General features: G+C 71.2%; 15 protein-coding genes. 11 read left to right on the plus strand and 4 right to left on the minus strand.

Features of this window, described 5'->3' with window-relative positions; translation table 11 throughout:
* Positions 1–19: 19 nt before the first annotated feature.
* Positions 20–1,483, minus strand: a complete 1,464-nt coding sequence (cysG, locus tag AC06E6_RS01955; RefSeq protein WP_240212242.1) for a siroheme synthase CysG — start codon at positions 1,481–1,483, stop codon at positions 20–22.
* 162 nt (positions 1,484–1,645) lie between these two features.
* Between cysG and AC06E6_RS01960 the strand changes: the two genes are divergently transcribed.
* The 4 genes from AC06E6_RS01960 to AC06E6_RS01975 all read left to right on the plus strand — a co-directional run bounded on the left by AC06E6_RS01960 (position 1,646) and on the right by AC06E6_RS01975 (position 5,926).
* The gene (locus AC06E6_RS01960) at positions 1,646–2,629 is read left to right on the plus strand and encodes a LysR family transcriptional regulator (RefSeq protein ID WP_161615023.1); all 984 of its coding nucleotides are present in this window, start codon (positions 1,646–1,648) and stop codon (positions 2,627–2,629) included.
* A 178-nt stretch (positions 2,630–2,807) separates the two neighbouring features.
* On the plus strand, positions 2,808–3,269 hold the full coding sequence (locus tag AC06E6_RS01965; RefSeq protein WP_478060119.1) for a DUF2946 family protein: 462 nt from the start codon (positions 2,808–2,810) through the stop codon (positions 3,267–3,269).
* 69 nt (positions 3,270–3,338) lie between these two features.
* Positions 3,339–5,399 (plus strand): TonB-dependent copper receptor, encoded by a 2,061-nt coding sequence (locus AC06E6_RS01970; RefSeq protein WP_240212241.1) that lies wholly within the window; start codon positions 3,339–3,341, stop codon positions 5,397–5,399.
* An 83-nt stretch (positions 5,400–5,482) separates the two neighbouring features.
* Positions 5,483–5,926 carry a BLUF domain-containing protein gene (locus tag AC06E6_RS01975; RefSeq protein ID WP_240212240.1) on the plus strand — a complete coding sequence of 148 codons (444 nt, stop codon included), beginning with the start codon at positions 5,483–5,485 and terminating at the stop codon, positions 5,924–5,926.
* Between the two features lie 141 nt (positions 5,927–6,067).
* On the opposite strand, the gene AC06E6_RS01980 is transcribed toward AC06E6_RS01975, so the two are convergent.
* The 3 genes from AC06E6_RS01980 to AC06E6_RS01990 are packed head-to-tail and all read right to left on the minus strand — an operon-like array spanning position 6,068 to position 10,428.
* Complete coding sequence (locus tag AC06E6_RS01980; RefSeq protein ID WP_478060121.1) at positions 6,068–6,802, minus strand: phosphoadenylyl-sulfate reductase; 735 nt, start codon at positions 6,800–6,802, stop codon at positions 6,068–6,070.
* A complete protein-coding gene (gene cysI, locus AC06E6_RS01985; RefSeq protein WP_478060123.1) occupies positions 6,799–8,505 on the minus strand; it encodes an assimilatory sulfite reductase (NADPH) hemoprotein subunit in 1,707 nt (568 codons plus the stop codon). The genes AC06E6_RS01980 and cysI overlap by 4 nt, the downstream gene beginning before the upstream one ends.
* Before the next feature lie 36 nt (positions 8,506–8,541).
* Positions 8,542–10,428 (minus strand): assimilatory sulfite reductase (NADPH) flavoprotein subunit, encoded by a 1,887-nt coding sequence (locus AC06E6_RS01990; protein WP_478060125.1) that lies wholly within the window; start codon positions 10,426–10,428, stop codon positions 8,542–8,544.
* 197 nt (positions 10,429–10,625) lie between these two features.
* Between AC06E6_RS01990 and cysD the strand changes: the two genes are divergently transcribed.
* The 7 genes from cysD to AC06E6_RS02025 all read left to right on the plus strand — a co-directional run bounded on the left by cysD (position 10,626) and on the right by AC06E6_RS02025 (position 20,963).
* On the plus strand, positions 10,626–11,537 hold the full coding sequence (gene cysD / locus AC06E6_RS01995; RefSeq protein WP_240212236.1) for a sulfate adenylyltransferase subunit CysD: 912 nt from the start codon (positions 10,626–10,628) through the stop codon (positions 11,535–11,537).
* Positions 11,537–13,417, plus strand: a complete 1,881-nt coding sequence (cysN, locus tag AC06E6_RS02000; protein ID WP_240212235.1) for a sulfate adenylyltransferase subunit CysN — start codon at positions 11,537–11,539, stop codon at positions 13,415–13,417. Before cysD ends, cysN begins: the two co-directional genes overlap by 1 nt.
* Before the next feature lie 375 nt (positions 13,418–13,792).
* The gene (locus AC06E6_RS02005) at positions 13,793–14,866 is read left to right on the plus strand and encodes an efflux RND transporter periplasmic adaptor subunit (protein ID WP_104939432.1); all 1,074 of its coding nucleotides are present in this window, start codon (positions 13,793–13,795) and stop codon (positions 14,864–14,866) included.
* Positions 14,863–17,988, plus strand: a complete 3,126-nt coding sequence (locus AC06E6_RS02010) for an efflux RND transporter permease subunit (protein WP_478060127.1) — start codon at positions 14,863–14,865, stop codon at positions 17,986–17,988. Before AC06E6_RS02005 ends, AC06E6_RS02010 begins: the two co-directional genes overlap by 4 nt.
* Complete coding sequence (locus AC06E6_RS02015; RefSeq protein ID WP_104939430.1) at positions 17,981–18,517, plus strand: GNAT family N-acetyltransferase; 537 nt, start codon at positions 17,981–17,983, stop codon at positions 18,515–18,517. Before AC06E6_RS02010 ends, AC06E6_RS02015 begins: the two co-directional genes overlap by 8 nt.
* 88 nt (positions 18,518–18,605) lie before the next feature.
* Positions 18,606–20,108: an alanine/glycine:cation symporter family protein gene (locus AC06E6_RS02020; RefSeq protein WP_161613315.1), complete on the plus strand. Its 1,503-nt coding sequence runs from the start codon at positions 18,606–18,608 to the stop codon at positions 20,106–20,108.
* Between the two features lie 72 nt (positions 20,109–20,180).
* The gene (locus tag AC06E6_RS02025) at positions 20,181–20,963 is read left to right on the plus strand and encodes a TrmH family RNA methyltransferase (protein ID WP_240212309.1); all 783 of its coding nucleotides are present in this window, start codon (positions 20,181–20,183) and stop codon (positions 20,961–20,963) included.
* The last annotated feature ends 362 nt before the right edge of the window (positions 20,964–21,325 follow it).

A 21,325-nucleotide genomic window follows, 5' to 3' on the forward strand; every position in this document is an offset into this window, starting at 1 on the left:
GGGATCTCCTGGAAGGGAATCAGGCGGCGTCGGCCAGTGTCGGCGACGCCGCCTTTGCTGAAGGTGAGGGTGCGTGCGGAGTGGCCGGCAATGGCGCCTGGCCGAACCAGTGCAGTTCGTCCGCCAGCGCGGCCACCTCGCCGACGACCAGCAGTGCCGGCGACTGCACCGCATGCGTGGCGGCGGCGTCGGCCAGGTGCCGCAGGTGCCCGCTGACCACGCGCTGGCCGGGGCGCGAGCCGTTTTCCACCAGCGCGAACGGTGTGGCGGCGGGCAGCCCGGCGTCGAGCAGCTGCGCCTGGATCCGCGCCAGCGCGGCCACGCCCATGTAGAACACCAGGGTCTGCCGTGGCGCGGCCAGCGCATGCCAGTCGAGCGTGTCCAGCGATTCGCGGCAATGCGCGGTGACCAGCCGCAGCTGCTGGGCGTGGTCGCGGTGGGTGAGCGGAATGCCGGCGTGCGCGGCGCAGGCCAGCGCGGCGGTGATGCCCGGTACCACCTCGTAGGCGATGCCGTGCGCGCGCAGGAACTGCAGTTCCTCGCCGCCGCGGCCGAACACGAACGCGTCGCCGCCCTTGAGCCGGACCACGCGGCGGCCGGCGCGGGCGTGTTCCAGCATCAGCGCATGGATGTGCTCCTGGCGGGTGCTGTGGCCGCGCGCGGACTTGCCGACTTCGATGCGGTCGGCGTCGCGGCGGGCCAGCTGCAGCACGTCGGCGCTGACCAGCCGGTCGTGCAGGATCACGTCGGCCTGGTTGAGCGCGCGCAGCGCGGCCAGGGTGAGCAGGCCGGGGTCGCCGGAACCGGCGCCGACCAGCACCACCGAGCCGGCCGTTGCCGGCGGTTCGTCGGCCATGGCCTGGCGCAGCGCGGATTCGGCGTCGGCGGGGCGCTGGCGGCGCAGCAGCTCCAGCACCGGGCCATCGAGCAGGCGGTCGAAGAACCGGCGGCGCGCGGCGGTGTCAGGGAAGCGTGCGCGGATCGCCGGGCGGTGGCGCCCGGCCAGTGCGGTCAGCTGGCCCCAGGCGCCATCGAACAGCTCCTCCAGCCGGCGGCGCACATGCCGCGCCACCATCGGCGCGGCGCCGCCGCTGGAAACGGCGATCTGCAGCGCGCCGCGCTCGACCACCGCCGGTACGTGGAAGCGCGACAGCTGGGCGTCGTCGACCACGTTCACGAACAACCGCTGCGCTTCGGCCGCACGCGCGACCGCCTGGTTGACCGCGGCGGTGTCGGTGGCGGCGACCACCAGCCACACGTCTTCGGCCAGCCAGCGCGTGTCGAACAGGCCGGGCAGCCAGTCGATGCGGCCGGCCTCGGCCAGCTCCCGCAGCGGCGGCGACAGGTGCGGTGCGCCGACCCGCGGCCGCGCGCCGGCGTGCAGCAGTGCCTCGACCTTGCGCCCGGCCACCGCGCCACCGCCGACCACCAGCACGGCACGGCCGTTGAGATCGGCAAACAGCGGGAACAGGGGGGCGTCCAAGGCGGGGAAGGGGCGGTCGTGGCAGGGATGCTGACCGTAGTCCCGGCCCGGGCCGCCCGGAAATGACATGCCCCGCCTTGCAGATTACTTTCGGTTATAAGTAGCCCCTGCGATCTGCCCTACAGTGGGTCGGTCCCCGCCGAGCCATCGTCCCGACCCCCGATGACCCTGACCCAACTGCGCTACCTGGTGGCAATCGCCGACGCCGAGCTGAACATCACGCTGGCGGCCACACGGGTGCACGCCACCCAGCCGGGGCTGTCCAAGCAGCTCAAACAGTTGGAGGACGAGCTGGGTTTCCTGCTGTTCGTGCGCAAGGGGCGCAGCCTGGAGTCGGTGACCCCGGCCGGCGGGGAAGTGATCGCGCGGGCGCGGCTGGTACTGGCCGAAGCCAACAACATCCGCACCTATGCCGCCAACCAGCGCCGCGAGAGCCACGGCCAGCTGGTGCTGACCACCACCCATACCCAGGCGCGCTTCGTGCTGCCGCCGGCGGTGGCGCGGATCAAGCAGGCCTACCCGCAGGTCAGCGTGCACCTGCAGCAGGCGGCCGAGAGCGATGCGCTGGACCTGCTCAGCCAGGGCGACGCCGACATCGCCATCGTCAGTACCGCCGGCGGCGAACCGAGCACCGGCATCGCGGTGCCGCTGTACCGCTGGCGGCGGCTGGTGCTGGTGCCGCGTGGGCACGCGCTGGACCGCGCCGGGCGCCAGCCGGACATGGCCGCGCTCGCGGCGCACCCGTTGATCAGCTACGAATCCTCGACCCGGCCCAGTTCCTCGCTGCGTCGCGCCTTCGCCGCGCAGGGGCTGGAACCGGACCTGGCCTTGACCGCGCTCGACGCCGACCTGATCAAGACCTACGTGCGTACCGGCCTGGGCGTGGGCCTGCTGGCGGAAATGGCGGTCAGCGCCGGCGACAGCGACCTGCGCGCCTGGCCGGCGCCGGCGGCGATCCCCGAATGCACCGCCTGGGCGGTACTGCCGCGCGACCGGGTGCTGCGCGACTACGCGCTGGAACTGGTGCACGTGCTGGCGCCGCAGATCGACAAGCGCGACCTGCGGCGCGTGCTGGACGGCAACCAGGAGGCCGACTGGCCGGTGCCACCGAGCTGGGAAGCGCTGACCCAGACCATCACCAACTGACAAGCAGGAACCAGCGCACGCGAACCAGGAACCCGGGAAGGCGGACGCAATCGCCTTTGCCCGTCCGCGCTGCTCCCGGCCGTTGTGGTGGCGGGCTCCCCGCCGCGGGTTGCCCGCTTTTTCCCCTGCGGCGATGTGTCGCACATGGGCCGCGATGACGCGGTCTTAAAATCGGGGCGTGACCCGATCCCCGCTCCTGCACCGCTGGATGTTGCTGCTCGCGCTGGCGGCCGCGCTGCTGATGGCGTTGGCACCGGTGGTGAGCCGCTGGATCCAGTCCGCGCCGGGGACGCATACGGCGATGGCGCACGCGATGGCCCCGATGGCCATGGCCCCCTCGGCGCCGGCGGTACCGCCGATGTCCGATGCACATGCAGCGCACGCCGGGCATGTCGGGCACACGGGTGCGGCCACGGCCACGGATACTGACAAACCGCGCCCGCCAGACCCGCATGCCGCGCACGGCGAGGCCTGCGACTACTGCACCATGGCGTCGCGGTTGCTGCCCTGGCTGGCGCTGCTGCTGGTGCTCGCGCCGGTGCTGTACCGCGTTGCGCCGCAGGCGCCGCGCGCCACCGTGTCCAGCGCCGGCCTGCGCTGGCCGGCGCACCCGGCGCGTGGGCCGCCGTTGTTCTCCTGACGACAGATTCCCTTTTTCCCGCTGCCTGTCGCTTCGTGCGGCACGTGGCATGTCGTACCGGAGAATTCCATGTATCCCGTTTCCCGTATGCCGGGCGCCCCGGCGTGCCTGGCCGCCTGTGTCTGCCTGGCGCTGTTTCCCCTGCTCGCGCACGCCGACGCGCCCGAGTCGATCAAGACCCTGGACACCCTGGTGGTGACCAGCGCGGCGCCGTCCTCGCCGTTGAACTGGGTCACCGATCCGCGCCTGCCGCGGCAGCCGGTGCCCGCCAGCGATGGCGCCGATTACCTCAAGACCGTCCCCGGCTTTTCCGCGATCCGCAACGGCGGCACCAATGGCGACCCGGTGCTGCGCGGCATGTCCGGTTCGCGGCTGAACATCCTCAGCAACGACGGCAGCCTGATCGGTGCCTGTCCCTCGCGCATGGACAACCCGCTGTCCTACATCGCGCCGGAAACCTACGACCGGCTGACCGTCGTCAAGGGGCCGCAGAGCGTGCGCTGGGGCGCCGGTGCCTCGGCCGGCACGGTGCGCTTCGAGCGCGACATGCCGCGTTTCGATGCGCCGGGCATGGAGCTGCAGGCCAGCGCGCTGGGCGGCTCCAACAACCGCAACGACCAGATGCTCGATGCCAGCTTCGGCAGCCGCCCGGGTTATGTGCGGGTGAATGGCAACCGCTCCGAGTCCGGCGACTACCGCGACGGCAACGGCGAGGTGGTGCCGTCGCGCTGGCGCAAATGGAACGCCGACGCCGCGATCGGCTGGACCCCCGATGCCGACACCGTGCTCGAGCTCAATGCCGGTACCGGCGATGCCCTGGCGCGCTATGCCGGCCGTGGCATGGACGGGGCGGCGTTCAAGCGCAGCAGCTACGGCCTGCGTTTCGAGCGCGGCAACCTGCCCGGCGCCTGGGACCGGCTGCAGGCCAACCTGTACTACAACGAGGCCGACCACGTGATGGACAACTACACGCTGCGCACGCCCAACCCGAACGGCAGCATGCCGATGCCGATGGCGTCGAACGTGGCGCGGCGCACCCGCGGCGGCCGCATCGCTTCGGAATGGCGCTGGCAGGACGTGGCCGTGGTCGCCGGCATCGACGCCCAGGACAGCAGTCACCGCAAGCGCAAGGGCATGGGCCGCGGCACCTTCCGGCAGATGCCGTGGACCCGCGACGCCGAACTCGGCAACACGGGCGCGTTCGCCGAACTGACCTTCGGCGAGGACACGCCGCGGCGCTGGGTCAGCGGCCTGCGCGTGGACAAGGCGCGGGCCAAGGACCTGCGCCTGACCAGCGGGATGATGGGCATGCCCAATCCGACCGCCGGGCAGACGCGCGAGGAAACGCTGGGCAGCGGCTTCCTGCGCTATGAGCGCGACCACGGCCAGGCCTGGACCTGGTATGCCGGGCTCGGCCACAGCGAGCGCATGCCCGACTACTGGGAGCTGTTCTCGGCCGACGCCGGCCCGGCCGGCAGCGCCAATGCCTTCGCCGGGGTGACGCCGGAAAAGACCACCCAGCTGGATCTCGGCCTGCAGTTCCGCGGGCGCACGCTCGATGCCTGGGTGTCGGCCTATGCCGGGCATCTGCAGGACTACATCCTGTTCACCTACCGCAGCGGCGGCATGATGGGCAGCAGCACGCGTGCGGGCAATGTCGATGCGCGCATCGCCGGTGCCGAGGCCGGGCTGGAATGGCGCCCGGTGCAGGGCCTGAAGCTGGGCAGCACGCTTGCCTATGCCTGGGGTGAGAACCGCGATGAGCGGCGGCCGCTGCCGCAGATCCCGCCGCTGGAAGGCCGTTTCAACGCCTCCTGGGAGCGTGGCCAATGGTCCACCGGCGCGCTGTTGCGGGTGGTGGCCGGGCAGGACCGGGTGGCGCAGGACGAAGGCAACGTGGTGGCGCGCGATCTCGGGCCGAGCGCCGGTTTCGCCACGCTCTCGCTCAATGCCGCGTACCGCATCAGCGACGGCCTTCGCGCCAGTGCCGGCGTGGACAATGTGTTCGACCGCGCCTATGCCGAACACCTGAACCTGGCCGGCAGCGCCGACTTCGGCTTCCCCGCCGACCCGGTGCGGATCAACGAACCCGGGCGCACGCTCTGGCTGAAGCTGGATTACCGCTACTGACGCGGCGGGTCCCGCTGCCGGGCCACCGGCGGCGGGACGCCTGTGTCATGCTTGCGCACCCAGGGACGAAGCAGGAACCGCAGATGACGCACCGGGCCGTGGCCTATGTCAGCACCGCCGTGGCCGGGCTGACGCCGGCCGATCTCGACCGCCTGCTGATCGACGCGCGCGCACACAACCGCATGGAAGGCGTCACCGGCGTGCTGCTGCACGACGGCCACCGCTTCTTCCAGTATTTCGAAGGGCCGCCGGCCGGGGTGGAGAAGATCTATGCGCGCATCCGCGATTCGCGCATGCACGTCGGGCTGCAAGAGCTGCAGGATGGCCCGGTCGAACAGCTGTATTTCGCGCAGTGGCACATGGGCTGCAGCCGCACCGACGGCAGCGCGCTGCGCGAGCTGAGCAGCCGCCAGTGGCGGCAGGAAGCGCGGTACCTGGGCGAGGACCTGGCGCATGCCGGCGACACGCCGGGGCTGCGTGGACTGCTGGCGTTCTGGGAGCAGCAGCAGGAAGCCGTGGCCAGCTGATCGCGCCGCGCATGCTGCGCTGGTCTCGCCCGGGAAGCTGCTGCCGGGCAAGCCCGGCACTGCGGGGTGCGACGAATCGTCCATGGTGGGCGGCGCCTGCCGCGCAGGCGCCCGCCGCGCAAACGCGGCACGCTGGCCGCCCTAGATGTCCTCGTGCAGGCCGCACTCGCGCTTGAGGCCGAAGAAGCGGGTGTCCTCCTCGCGCATGCCCGGTTCCCAGCGGCGGGTGGTGTGGTAATCGCCGATGGACACATAGCCCTGTTCCCACAGCGGGTGGTAGGGCAGGTCATGTTGCTTGAGGTACTGCCACACGTCGCGGTCGCTCCAGTCGGCGATCGGGTTGACCTTCCAGCGCGCGTCGCGGCGCTGCAGCACCGGCGTGGCGGCGCGGCCGCTCGACTGGCTGCGGCGCAGCCCGGTGAACCAGGTGCCGGCCTGCAGCTCGTCCAGCGCGCGCTTCATCGGCTCGACCTTGCGCAGGTTGTTGTACTGCTCGATGCCGACCAGGCCCTGTTCCCACAGGCGGCCGTGGCGGGCCTCCATCCAGGCGCGGCTGACCAGCGGCCGGTACACCTTCAGGTTCAGGCCCAGGCGCTCGCTGAGGGTGTCGGCGAAGCGGTAGGTTTCCGGGAACAGGTAGCCGGTGTCGATCAGGATCACCGGGATGTCCGGCCGCTCGCGGCTGAGCAGGTGCAGGGTCACCGCCGACTGCGCGCCGAAGCTGGAGGACAGCACGTCGGTGCCGGGCAGGTGCTGCAGCGCCCAGCGCACACGCGCGGTCGCGTCCATCGCCTCGAGCCGCGCGTCGAGCGCGGCGGTTTCCTCGGGGGACGCGGTGTTGCCGGTGTGGCGGGAAGACAGGGGCAGAGCGCTCATGCGTGCAGTTCCACGGCAATCTGGCGGTGGGTCGGGTAGGGCGGCAGTTCGATCAGCCCGCGGCGGTGCAGGAAGTCGCCGAAGCGTTCGTCCGCGTCGCGTTCGGCGGCATAGCGCGCCAGCAGCGGCTCCAGCGCCTGCAGGATCTGCGCCTCGGTGACGTTGTCGCGGTACAGCGTGTTCAGGCGCTGGCCGCGGTGGTCGCCGCCAAGGAACAGGTTGTAGCGGCCCGGCGCCCTGCCGACCAGGGCGATTTCGGCCAGGTACGGGCGCGAGCAGCCGTTGGGGCAGCCGGAGATGCGCAGCAGGATCGGCACCTCGCGCAGGCCGTGCCGGGCCAGCAGCGGTTCCAGCGCGGCGAGGAAGCCGGGCAGGTAGCGTTCGGCCTCGGCCATCGCCAGCGCGCAGGTCGGCAGCGCCACGCACGCCACCGCGCCACGCGCGGTGGCGGTGGGCGCGTTGTTCTCCAGGTCCAGCGCATGCTGCGCGACCAGTGCGTCGATGCGCGCGCGCTGTGCCGCGGGCACGCCGGCGATGATCAGGTTCTGGTTGGCGGTCAGGCGGAACTCGCCGTGATGCACCCGCGCGATCTCGCGCATGCCGGTCAGCAGTGGCCGCCCCGGGGTGTCGGCGATGCGCCCGCTGGGCAGGGACAGGGTGAGGTGCCACAGGTCGTCCGCACCCTCGACCCAGCCGAAGCGGTCGCCGTTGTGCTCGAAGCGGAACGGCCGCGCCGGCTGCAGCACCACCGCGGCGCGTTCCTGCATCAGCGCCACGATGGCGTCGGTGCCGTGGTCGTCGATGGTGTACTTGAAGCGCGCGTGCTTGCGTTCCTCGCGGTCGCCCAGGTCGCGCTGCACGGTGATGGCGGCCTCGGCGATGGCGAACACCTGTTCCGGGGTCACGAAGCCGATCACGTTGCCCAGCCGCGGGTAATGCGCGGCGATGCCATGGCTGGCGCCCATGCCGCCGCCGATGGCGACATTGAAGCCGGCCAGGTTGCCGGCGTCGTCGACGATGGCGACCAGCCCGAGGTCGTTGGCGAACACATCGACGTCGTTGTACGGCGGCACCGCCACGGCGATCTTGAACTTGCGCGGCAGGTAGGTGTCGCCATACAGCGGTTCGTGCTCGACCCCGCTTTCGGCGACCTTTTCCTCGTCCAGCCAGATCTCATAGTAGGCGCGGGTAGCCGGCAGGAAGCGCAGCGACAGCTGCTGCGCCCACGCGTGCACCTGTGCATGCAGGCCCGACAGCAGCGGGCTGCTGGCGCCCAGCACGTTGCGGTTGACGTCGCCGCAGGCCGAGACGGTGTCCAGCGCCGCGGCGTTGATCGCCTGCATCGTCGCCTTCAACTCGCGCTTGATCACGCCGTGGAACTGGAAGGTCTGGCGCGTGGTGACCCGCAGCGAGTGGTTGGCCCAGGTGGTGGCGATGCGGTCGAGCCCGAGCCACTGCTGCGGGGTGAACACGCCGCCCGGCGCGCGGATGCGGATCATGAACTGGTGCGCGGGCTCAAGCTTCTGCCGCCGGCGCTCGTCGCGCAGGTCGCGGTCGTCCTGCTGGTAGCTGCCATGGAACTTGATGGTGCGCTGGTCCTCGAAGCCCAGCGAACCGGTGGTGGCATCGTCCAGGCCCTGGTGGATGGTGCCGCGCAGGCGCCGGCTTTCGCGCTTGATGGTTTCGACGGATGGGTGGCTCATGGTGTGTCCAATGGCGGTGTGGGTGCGCGCAACACGTCAGTACACGTCGCGGGCGTAGCGGCCTTCGCGCTGCAGCGCGGACAGGTACCCGGCGGCGGCCTCGGCATCGCCGCCGTTGTGCGCGGCCACCACGTCCAGCAGCGCGGCATGCACGTCCCTGCCCATGGCGATGGCGCCGCACACGTACAGGTGCGCGCCACCCTGCAGCCAGTCGTACAGGTCGCGGCCGCGCTCGCGCAGGCGCTGCTGCACGTAGATGCGTTGCTGCGAGCCCGCCCGCGCATCCGTGTGCGGGGATTTCAGAGGGTCGCGGGAGAAGGCCAGGTCGAGGCGATGCAGTTCCTTCTTCTGCAGGGCCTCCTGCCACTCGACCTGGTAGAGGAAATCGCTGTTGAAGTGGCGGGCACCGAAGAACAGCCAGTTGCGGCCGCTGGCGCCGGTCTCGGCGCGTTCCTGCACGAAGCCGCGGAACGGCGCCACGCCGGTGCCGGGGCCGATCATGATGATGTCGCGGCTGGCATCGGCGGGAACCCGGAAGCGTTCGTTCGGTTCGACGAACACCGGCACCTGCGCGCCTTCCTGCAGCGCGGCGAGGAACCCGCTGGCGGCGCCGACATGGCCGCGGCCGTGCGCGTCGTAGGCCAGTTCGTCCACGGTCAGGTGCACCTCCTCGCCCACGCGCCTGCGGCTGGAGGCGATGGAGTAGAGCCGGTGCGCGGCCGGGCGCAGCGCGGCGACCAGTGCGGCGGCGTCCCAGTCGGCCGGCCAGCGGTGCAGTACGTCGACCAGCTGGTGATCGGCGAACACGGCGGCCAGTTCACCGCTGCGGGCCGGCTCCAGCAGGCCGGCCAGGTCGGCGCTGCCACTGCGTTCGGCCACGGTCGCCAGCAACGGGCGCGAAATGCGGGTCAGTTCGCGGTGTTCGCCCAGCCATTGCGCCAGCGGGCGCTCATGGCCGCCATGGCTGACGCCGGTGTCGCCGTCCAGCCCGGTGGCGGCGAGGATCGCATCGACCAGCTGCGGCGGGTTGCGGTGGACGATGCCCAGCGCGTCGCCCGGCTCATAGTGCAGGCCGCTGCCCTCCAGCGACAGTTCGAGGTGGTGCACGCGCTTGTCGAAGCGGCCGTAGTGGCCGAAGGCCGGGCCCTTGAAGTCGCGGCCGCTGATCGGTTGCCGCGTCAGCAGTTCGGCCGCGAATGGATGCTGTGCGCTGTATGCCGTGCCGTGGCCGTGGACGTGGCGCAGCGGAGTGACGTTGCTGGCGGTCGTCGCGGCGGCTTCGCCCAGCACCTGGCGTGCGTCCGCCAGGGCACGGCTGCGCCACGGCGTGGCGACGCTGTCAATGTCGAGGTCGGCCTCGCCCAGCGGCTGCAGGCGCCGCGCGCCCAGTTCGGCCAGGCGTGCGTCCAGCCTGCGGCCGATGCCGCAGAAATCGGCGTAGCTGGAATCGCCCAGGCCGAGTACGGCGTAGCTGAGCTCCGGCAGCTTCGGTGCGCGCCTGCCGGCGATGAACTCGACCAGGCCGATGGCGTCGTCCGGCGGGTCGCCCTCGCCCTGGGTACTGATGACGATGTACAGCAGGCGCTCGCCGGCCAGTTCGCGGGTGGGGTAGGCGTCGGCGCGGAGCAGCCGCACCGCCAGCCCGGCGGCCTCGGCGTCGGCGGCCAGCTGCTCGGCGGCGCGGCGGGCATTGCCGGTCTGGCTGCCATAGACGATGGTCAGGCGGCCGCTGGCCGGCGCCGCCGGCTGGCCGCCGGGAATCACCGCCAGCGACGGCGGCGGATGGCCCTGGGCCAGCCCGGCGGCGAAGCCGGACAGCCACCACAGGCTGTTGCCGTCCAGGCCCTCGACCAGGCGCGCCAGCAGCGCCCTGCGGTCCTCGGGCAGGGGGCTGGGGGGCACGGTGGCAGCGGCGGCGGTCATGTCCGGTCCGGTCGGGGATGGGGTGACCGATGCTAGGGAGCGGCGCGGGGCGCGGGAAAGGATGCGCGGTTATCGGTTCATGCCCTGCGTTCATTTCTGCGCGGGGCGCGCGGACCCCACACTCGCTGCCCTGCCGGGTTGCGTACCGGCCCGCGCTGCTACCCTCCCGTTTCCAGAGCGTCCCAGAACCTGCCGCAATGACCGCTACCGTGACCCTGTCGCACCTGGACCGGCTGGAAGCCGAGAGCATCCACATCCTGCGCGAGGTCGCGGCCGGCTTTGCCAACCCGGTGCTGCTGTATTCGGTCGGCAAGGACAGTTCGGTGCTGCTGCACCTGCTGCTCAAGGCGTTCGCGCCCGGGGTGCCGCCGATCCCGCTGCTGCACGTGGATACGCGCTGGAAGTTCCGCGAGATGATCGCCTTCCGCGACCGTCGCGTGGCCGAAACCGGCGTGGACCTGCGGGTGCACATCAATCCCGATGGCATCGCCCGTGACATCGGCCCGGTCAGCCACGGCGCCGCGGTGCATACCGACGTGATGAAGACCCAGGGCCTGAAGCAGGCGCTGGATAAATGGAAGTTCGACGCGGCGATCGGCGGCGCGCGCCGCGACGAGGAGAAATCCCGGGCCAAGGAGCGCGTGTTCTCGTTCCGCAACGACCGCCACCGCTGGGACCCGAAGAACCAGCGGCCGGAGCTGTGGAACCTGTACAACGCGCGCATCCACCCCGGCGAGAGCGTGCGCGTGTTCCCGCTGTCCAACTGGACCGAGCTGGACATCTGGCTCTACATCTACCGCGAGAAGATCCCGGTGGTGCCGCTGTACTTCGCCGCCGAACGCCCGGTGGTCGAGCGCGACGGCAGCCTGATCATGGTCGACGACGCGCGCCTGCCGCTGCGTCCGGGCGAGGTGCCGCAGCTGCGCCGGGTGCGGTTCCGCACGCTGGGCTGCTACCCGCTGACCGGGGCCATCGAATCGCAGGCCGACACGCTGGAGAAGATCATCGCCGAAATGCTGGTGTCCACCCGTTCCGAGCGGCAGGGCCGGGTGATCGACCACGACCCGTCCGCGTCGATGGAGAAGAAGAAGCTGGAGGGCTATTTCTGATGAATGCACCGGCAACGTCTTCCGATATCGCCACCTACCTGCAGCAGCACGAATCCAAGCCGCTGCTGCGCTTCATCACCTGCGGCAGCGTCGATGACGGCAAAAGCACGCTGATCGGGCGGCTGCTGTACGAAAGCAAGCGCCTGTTCGACGACCAGCTGGCCGCGCTGGAGGCCGACAGCCGCCGCCATGGCACCCAGGGCGAACGCATCGACTATGCGCTGCTGCTGGACGGGCTGGCCGCCGAGCGCGAGCAGGGCATCACCATCGACGTGGCCTACCGCTATTTCGATACCGATCGCCGCAAGTACATCGTCGCCGACTGCCCGGGCCACGAGCAGTACACCCGCAACATGGCCACCGGCGCCTCCACCGCCGATCTGGCGGTGGTGCTGGTGGACGCGCGCAAGGGGCTGCTGCAGCAGACCCGCCGCCACAGCTACATCATCTCGCTGCTGGGCATCGGCCAGGTGGTGCTGGCGGTCAACAAGATGGACCTGGTCGGCTACGACGCGGCGGTGTTCGAACGCATCGCCGCCGAGTACGCGGCACTGGCCGCGCAGATGGGCATCGCCCACGTGCAGGCGATCCCGCTGTCGGCGCTGGAAGGGCAGAACCTGTCGACGCGCTCGGCGTTGATGCCGTGGTACGACGGTCCCACCCTGATCGAGCACCTGGACACGGTGGCCATCGCCGGCCACGACGGCGGCGGCGGCCTGCGCCTGCCGGTGCAGTGGGTGAACCGGCCGCACCAGGATTTCCGCGGCTTCGCCGGCACCCTCGCCGCCGGCCAGGTGCGCGCCGGCGACGCGGTGGTGGTGCTGCCGTCGGCGCGGCGTTCGACGGTGCGCGAGGTGCTCGGCCCGGATGGCCCGCTGGACGTCGCCCGCGCCGGCCAGGCGGTGACCCTGGTCCTGGCCGACGAGATCGACGTCAGTCGCGGCGACGTGATCGCCGCCGCCGGCGACCCGCCGGAAGTGGCCGACCAGTTCGCCGCGCACGTGCTGTGGATGGACGATGCCGCGCTGCTGCCCGGGCGGCCGTACTGGCTGCAGATCGGCAGCCGCAGCGTGGCCGCCAGCGTCAGCGAGATCAAACACCGGATCGACGTGAACACGCAGGACAAGCTGGCCGCCAAGCGGCTGGAGCTGAACGAGGTCGGCTACTGCAACCTGTCCCTCGACGAACCCATCGCCTTCGAACCCTATGCGCGCAACCGCGCGCTGGGCGGCTTCATCCTGATCGACCGCCAGAGCAACGCCACCGTCGCCGCCGGTACCCTGGACTTCGCCCTGCGCCGTGCCGGCAACGTGCACTGGCAGCACCTGGACGTGGATCCGGCCGCGCGCGCGCGGATCAAGGGGCAGACCCCGCGGGTGCTGTGGTTCACCGGCCTGTCCGGCGCGGGCAAGTCCACCATCGCCAACCAGGTGGAGAAGCGCCTGCACGCGCGTGGCTGCCACACGTTCCTGCTTGACGGCGACAACGTCCGCCACGGCCTGAACCGCGACCTGGGCTTCACCGACGAGGACCGGGTGGAGAACATCCGCCGCGTGGCCGAGGTGGCCCGGCTGATGGTCGACGCCGGGCTGATCGTGCTGGTCAGCTTCATCTCGCCGTTCCGTGCCGAGCGGCAGATGGCGCGCGAGCGTTTCGCCCCGGGCGAGTTCGTCGAAATCTTTGTCGACGTGCCGCTGGAGGTCGCCGAATCGCGCGACGTGAAGGGCCTGTACCGCAAGGCGCGGGCCGGGCAGATTCCCAACTTCACCGGCATCGATTCGCCCTACGAGCCGCCGCAAGCGCCGGAACTGCACCTGTACGCCGACGGCGAGGCGCTGGACGCGATGGCCGACCAGGTCGTACGGCTGGCATTGCGCTGAGGCGCGGGCCGCAGAGCACTGCGGCCGCATTGCACGTGCGGCCGATGCTGCCCGCCCCCCGGCCGGCGGCGCGGCGCTGGGCGGCGCACGTCCGCCGCCCGGGGCGGGCGCCCGCTTGCCTGCCGGCAAGGTGAATGCACGGCCGTCCTGCGCCGTCGCAGGGGCGCTTGCCGAAGTACGCGTCCGCGCCGTCCAGGGTCGTCCCCGGGCGCGGTCCGGCACTCGCGGCCGCCCGCCCCCCGGCGCGGCCGGAAGCCATGGCGGCAGGCAATGGGTGACCCCGCCCAGGTTATGGCCCGGCCCCACCCAATGGCACATCCGGCCCTTCACTGGCGGCGGCTAGACTGCGCGATCGTGTAGCGGACGGAACGACGTATGTTGTGGCGTTTTTCGGCCACCCTGGCCGGTGGCATTGTCTTGGCGCTGGGAATGGCCGCCTGCGGCCGTGGGAGCGGCGATGCGCCGCGTGCGCAGGGCGCGCCGGTGCCGGTCACCACCCAGGTGGTCGCGCGTTCGGCCTGGAACGACACCCTGCAGGCCATCGGCACCACCCGGGCGCGCGAGTCGGTGACCGTCACCGCCAAGGTCAGCGAGATCATCGACGCGGTGCATTTCCGCAGCGGCCAGGAAGTGGCCGCCGGGGCACCGCTGGTGACCCTGCGCATCGACGCGCAGCAGGCGGCGCTGGCGCAGGCCCAGGCCACCTTCGACGAAGCCGACCGCCTGTACCGCCGGCAGAGCGAGCTGGCCACCCAGCAGCTGGTCGCCAGTTCCACCCTTGATACCCAGAAGGCGATCCGCGACGCGGCCGAGGCGCGGGTGCGGCAGATGCGCGCCGACGTGGCCGACCGCCAGGTGCGGGCGCCGTTCGCCGGCGTGCTCGGCATCCGCCAGGTCAGCCCCGGTTCGCTGGTCACCCCGACCACGGTGATCGCCACGCTCGACGACATTTCGCGGATGCATGTCGATTTCCAGGTGCCGGAAGCCGAGCTGGCCTCGCTCAAGCCCGGCGACAAGGTCAGCGGCAGCAGCATCGCCTACCCGGGGCGCAGCTTCGAGGGCGAGGTCAGCACCGTCGATGCGCGGGTCGACCCGGGCAGCCGCGCGGTCACCGTGCGCGCCGATTTCGCCAATCCCGACCATGCGCTGCGCCCGGGCATGCTGCTGGACGTGCGCGTGTTCCGCCCCGAGCGGCAGGCGCTGGTGATCCCGGAGATCGCGGTGGTCCAGGTCGGCCGTGACTCCTACGTGTTCCGGGTCCGCGACGACGCCACGGTCGAGCGCGCCGACGTCAGGACCGGCACCCGCCGCGCCGGCGTGGTGGAGATCGTGGAAGGGCTGGAGGCCGGCCAGCGCATCGTCGTCGACGGTACCGGCAAGCTGCGCCCGGGCCTGCGCATCGCCGACGCCAAGGCCGCGCCGGCCGCCGCCGGGGCCAGCGCCGAATGAAGCTGTCGGACCTGTCGATCAAGCGGCCGGTGCTGGCCGTGGTGATGAGCCTGCTGCTGGTGGTGCTGGGGCTGATGTCCTTCAGCCGCCTGACCCTGCGTGAGCTGCCGGCGATCGACCCGCCCATCGTCTCGGTGTCGGTCGACTACACCGGCGCCTCGGCGGCGGTGATCGAAAGCCGCATCACCCAGGTGCTGGAAGACGCGCTGGCCGGCATCGAGGGCATCGATACCATCAATGCGCGCAGCACCAACGGCCGCGCCTCGGTGAGCATCGAGTTCACCGCCAACCGCGACATCGAGGCCGCCGCCAACGACGTGCGCGATGCGGTCAGCCGGGTCGCCGACCGCATGCCCGAGGAAGCGCGCCCGCCGGAGATCGCCAAGGTCGAAAGCGATGCCGACCCGATCATCTGGTTCAACATGAGCTCCTCGACGATGGACACGCTGGAGCTCAGCGATTACGCCGAGCGCTACGTGGTCGACCGCTTCTCCAGCATCGACGGCGTAGCCCAGGTACGCATCGGCGGGCGCCAGCGCTATGCCATGCGCATCTGGCTGGACCGCGACCAGCTGGCCGCGCGCGGGCTGACCGTGGGCGAGGTGGAATCGGCGCTGCGCAACGAGAACGTGGAGCTGTCGGCCGGGCGCATCGAGTCGGCCGACCGCGATTTCACCCTGCGCGTGGAGCGCAGCTACGTGGCCCCGGCCGATTTCGCCAGCATCCCGCTGGGCAAGGGCAGCGACGGCTACGTGGTGCGGCTGGGCGACGTGGCCAAGGTCGAGCTGGCCTCGGCCGAGCGCCGCGCCTATTACCGCAGCAACGGCGAGCCCGGCATCGGCCTGGGCATCGTCAAGACCTCCACCGCCAACGCGCTGGACGTGGCCCGCGCCACCCGCGCCGAGGCCGAGCGCATCGCCAGGACCCTGCCGGCCGGTACCCGGATCTTCGTCGCCTTCGACAACACCACCTTCATCGAGGCGGCGGTGGAGCGCGTCTATGCCACCCTGGTGGAGGCGATGCTCCTGGTGCTGGTGGTGATCTGGCTGTTCCTGGGCAGCCTGCGCGCGGCGCTGATCCCGGCGGTGACGGTGCCGGTATGCCTGGTGGCGGCGTTCATCGCGCTGTTCGCCTTCGGTTTTTCGATCAACCTGTTCACCCTGCTGGCGCTGGTGCTGTGCATCGGCCTGGTGGTGGACGACGCCATCGTGGTGGTGGAGAACGTGCAGCGGCGCATCGACCTGGGCGAACCGCCGCTGGTCGCCGCGCGCCGCGGCACCGCGCAGGTGGCGTTCGCGGTGATCGCCACCACCGCGGTACTGGTGGCGGTGTTCCTGCCGGTCGGCTTCCTGGAGGGCAACACCGGCCGCCTGTTCCGCGAGCTGGCGGTGGCGCTGGCCGCGGCGGTGGCGCTGTCGGCGTTCGTCGCGCTGACCCTGACGCCGATGATGGCGTCCAAGCTGCTCAGGCCGCACAGCGAGCGCCGGCCCAACCGCATCAACCGTTTCATCGACGGCCAGCTGGCGCGGGTGGCGGCCGCCTACGGCCGGGTGCTGGACCGCCACGTGCAGCGCAGCTGGGTGTTCGGCCTGGTGATGCTGGCCGCGCTGGGCGCCAGCTGGGGCCTGTTCCGGCTGCTGCCGTCGGAGCTGGCGCCGGCCGAGGACCGCGGCTCGTTCCAGATCATCATCGACGGCCCGGAGGGCGCCGGCTTCGACTACACCGTCGGCCAGGTGCAGCAGGTCGAGCGCATCGTCGACCGCTTCGTCGGCCCCGAGGAGCCGATCGTGCGCGCCAACCCGCGCGTGCCCGGCGGCTGGGGCAACAGCGAGGAAATGCACACCGGCCGCATCAGCGTGTTCCTGCAGCCCTGGCGCGAACGCCAGGAAGCCACCGCCGACGTCGCCAGCGCGCTGCAGAAGGAACTGGACGGCCTCAGCGGCGTGCGCGTGCGCACCCAGGTCGGCGGCGGCCTGGTGCGCAGTTTCGGGCAGCCGTTCCAGGTGGTGCTAGGCGGGCCGGAATACGCGGAGATCGCGCAGTGGCGCGACCGCCTGCTGGCGCGCATGGCCGACTACCCGGGGCTGGTCGGCGCCGATTCGGACTACAAGGAAACCCGGCCGCAGATGCGGGTCAACATCGACCGCCAGCGTGCGGCCGACCTGGGCGTGAGCGTGACCGACATCGGCCGCGCGCTGGAAACCATGATGGGCTCGCGCCGCGTCACCACCTTCGTCGACAACGGCGAGGAATACGACGTGCTGGTGCAGGCCGGCCGCGAGGGCCGTGCGTCGCCGGCCGACCTGGCCGCGATCCAGGTGCGCGCGCGTTCGGGCGAACTGGTGCCGCTGTCCAACCTGGTCAGCCTCGGCGAGGTGGCCGAGGCCGGCACCCTGAACCGCTTCAACCGGCTGCGCTCGATCACCATCAGCGCCAGCGTGGCCCCCGGCCATACCCTGGGCGAGACCATCGCCTGGGTGCAGCAGGTGGCCCGCGAGGAGCTGCCCGAGTACGCGCAGATCGACTGGAAGGGCGAGTCGCGCGAGTACCAAAGCGCCGGCGGCGCGGTGCTGCTGACCTTCGCCATGGCGCTGCTGGTGGTCTACCTGGTGCTGGCCGCGCAGTTCGAGAGCTTCATCCACCCGCTGGTGATCATGCTCACCGTGCCGCTGGGCGTGCTCGGCGCCTTCGTCGGCCTGTACGTCAGCGGCGGCACGCTCAACCTGTTCAGCCAGATCGGCATCGTCATGCTGGTCGGCCTGGCGGCGAAGAACGGCATCCTGATCGTGGAGTTCGCCAACCAGCTGCGCGACGCGGGCCGCAACGTGCACCAGGCCATCGTCGAGGCCTCGACGGTGCGCCTGCGTCCGATCCTGATGACCTCCATCGCCACCGTGGTCGGCGCGGTGCCGCTGGTGCTGGCCGGCGGCCCGGGTTCGGCCAGCCGCGGCACCATCGGCATCGTGGTGATCTTCGGTGTCGCCGTTTCCACCTTGCTGTCGCTGTTCGTGGTGCCGGCGTTCTACGCGCTGCTGGCGCCGTACACGCAGTCGCCGGAAACGGTGGCCAACGAGCTGGCCAGGCAGGAACGCGACACGCCATCGGTGGGCGGGCATGCGTGAGCCGCCCGCCATCGGCGCGGTGCGGCTGCGCCACTGGCGGGCGGACGACCTGGCGTCGCTGCTGCGGCATGCCGATGACGCGGCGGTGTCGCGCGGGCTGGGCACGCGCTTCCCGTATCCCTACACCCGTGCCGACGGCGAGGCGTTCCTGTCCGGGCAGGTGCTGGACCTGTCCGGGCCGGTGTTCGCGCTGGAGATCGACGGCGAGGCCTGCGGCGGCATCGGCGTGCAGCAGGGCAGCGGCGAGCGCCGCCATGGCGCGACCCTGGGCTACTGGCTGGGGCGGCGCCACTGGGGGCAGGGCATCATGACCACGGTCGTGGACGGTTTCGCGCCGTGGGTGATGGAACAACTGGGCCTGTACCGGCTCGCGGCACAGGTCATGGCCGGCAATCCCGCCTCGGCGCGGGTGCTGCTCAAGACCGGTTTCATCGAGGAAGGCCTGGAGCGCCAGGCCGTGTTCAAGGATGGCGTACTGCACGACATGCGCTGCTTCGCCCGCCTGCGGGCGTGGCCGCCGGGGTCGTGACGGCCCTGCACAGGGCCCTGCAATCGTGGAAGAATCGCCGGTTCCTGAAGCCGGCACCCGCCTACCTTCAGCCATCCGGGGAGATCGTGTGGAATCCATCGTCGAATTCGTAAATGGCATCATCTGGAGCAATGCGCTGATCTTCATGTGTCTGGGCGCAGGGCTGTGGTTCACCCTGCGCACCCGCGTCATGCAGATCCGCGGCTTTGCCGAGATGTGCCGGCTCACCGTGCGCGGGCAGAAGTCCGATGCCGGCGTCTCCTCGTTCCAGGCGCTGGCCATGTCGATGGCCGGGCGCATGGGCATCGGCAACATCGCCGGCGTGGCCACCGCCATCGCCTACGGCGGCCCGGGCGCGATCTTCTGGATGTGGGTGATGGGCTTCCTCGGCGCCTCCACCTCCTACGTCGAGTCGACCCTGGCGCAGATCTACAAGACCAAGGACGCCGAAGGCCGCTACCGCGGCGGCCCGGCCTACTACATCGAAAAGGCCATGGGCCTGAAGTGGTACGCGGCGGTGTTCGCGGTGGCCACGGTCATCGCCGCCGGCTTCCTGCTGCCGGGCGTGCAGGCCAACGCCATCGCCGACAGCGCGGTCAACGTGCTGTGCACCGGTGCCGACGCCTGCGCTTCGCTGGGCGGTGCGGCCAGCATGAAGCTGTGGATCGGCGTCGCGGTCGCGGCGCTGCTGGGTGTGATCATCTTCGGCGGGGTCAAGCGCATCGCCAGCTTCGCCGAGGTGATCGTGCCGTTCATGGCGCTGGGCTTCATCCTGATGGCCATCGTGGTGATGATGCTCAATGCCGGCAAGGTGCCGACGATGTTCGCCGACATCTTCTCCAGCGCCTTCGGCGCGCATGCGGCCTTCGGCGGCATCATCGGCCAGGCCATTGCCTGGGGCGTGAAGCGCGGTATCTACGCCAACGAAGCCGGCCAGGGCACCGGCCCGCACGCGGCCGCCGCGGCCGAAGTCTCGCACCCGGCCAAGCAGGGCTACGTGCAGGCGTTCGCGATCTATTTCGACACCATGCTGGTGTGCACCTCCACGGCTTTCCTGCTGCTGTCCACCGGCATGTACAACGTGTTCCGCGAGGTCACCGAGGGCGGCGTGCAGAAGCTGGAGGCGATCGTCAGCGGCGTGCCCGGCGTGGCGCCCTCCGAGGGCGCGCTGTTCACCCAGGCCGCGGTCGAGTCGGTGCTGCCGGGCTGGGGCGCGGGCTTCGTGGCGCTGGCGCTGTTCTTCTTCGCTTTCACCACGATCATGGCCTACTACTACATGGCCGAGACCAACCTGACCTACCTGGCCGGCAGCAACCGCACCCACCCGGCGGCGACCTTGGTGCTGCGCCTGGGCATCATGGGCATGGTGGTGTTCGGCGCCTTCCACAACGCCAAGATGGCATGGGCGCTGGGCGACATCGGCGTCGGCCTGATGGCATGGCTCAACGTGATCGCCATCCTGATCCTGCAGAAGCCGGCGATGCTGGCGCTGTCCGACTACGAGCGGCAGAAGAAGCAGGGCCTGGACCCGGTGTTCGACCCGGATGCGCTGGGCATCCGCAACGCCGATTTCTGGCGCGGCAACAAGTAAGCGAGTGCAACGGCAGTGAACAGCCCCTGGAACAACCGTCGTCCTTCCGCGCGCCCGCCGCGCGCCACGCCTCTGCCGCCTTCGGGCGCGCGCGGTGACGGCGCCGGCCCGGTACGCGGCAACGACGAACTGCGCCTGTACGGCGTCAACGCGGTACTGGCGATGCACGCGCGGCGCCCGCAGGCGCTGCGCAAGCTGTACCTGGCCGAAGCGCTGATCCCGCGGCTGCAGCCGTTGCTGAAGTGGTGCGTGGGCAACCGCGTCGGTTATCGCGTGGTCGGCGAGGGCGACCTCAACAAGCTCGCCGCCACCACCCACCACGAGGGCGTGGTGGCCGACGTGCTGCGCGCCGAACCGCAGCCGCTGGCCGCCTGGCTGGCGGCGCTGCCTGACGGGCCGGTGCTGGCGCTGTGGCTGGACGGCGTGGGCAACCCGCACAACTTCGGCGCGATCCTGCGCTCGGCCGCACACTTCGGTGCGGCCGGCATCCTGCTGCCGGCCGAGTCGACGCTGAGCCTGTCCGGCGCCGCCGCCCGCGTCGCCGAGGGCGGTGCCGAAGCGGTGCCGCTGGTGCGCCTGCCGGCGCTGCCGCAGGCGCTGTCGCAGCTGCGCGCTGCCGGCTTCGCGCTGGCCGCGACGCTGGTGGAAGGCGGGCAGGACCTGTTCGCCACGCCGCTGCCGCCGCGCATGGTCTACGTGATGGGCGCCGAAGGCGAGGGCATGGACCGCGAGTTCGCGCAGCACTGCGACCTGCGCCTGTCCATTCCCGGCACCGGCGCGGTGGAAAGCCTCAACGTCGCCGCCGCCACCGCGGTGTTCCTGGCGGGCTGGCGCAGCCGCCAGGCCCGGGACTGAGACCACCCCGGGCGACCCCGGCCAGGCGCCGCCGCAAGGCGGTCGGGTTGCCAGGGACAGGCCCGCGCGGGGCTCGTCGCCGCCGGCCTCGCGCCAGCGGTGCGGTGTATCAGGCGCAGGTGGAGATGCCTTTGTCGGCTCCGTGCCTGCGCGGATCACCCGGTGGTGGCCGTCGCCTTCCACAGCCCGGTTCGCCGCTGCGCCGCAGGCCAACCGGGTCGTGCCCGGGCACCCGCGGCGCGCCGGGCATGGGGCGCGCGGTTGGCTGGCATGCCCCGCTGGCCCACCTCCCGTAGCCACGGCCGCGCTCTATTCACTCTGCTGGCACGGATCCGGAAAGCGCTGCACGCATCCCGCCGTTT

It is taken from the genome of Stenotrophomonas sp. Steno-Z10-HUANG, assembly GCF_056393075.1.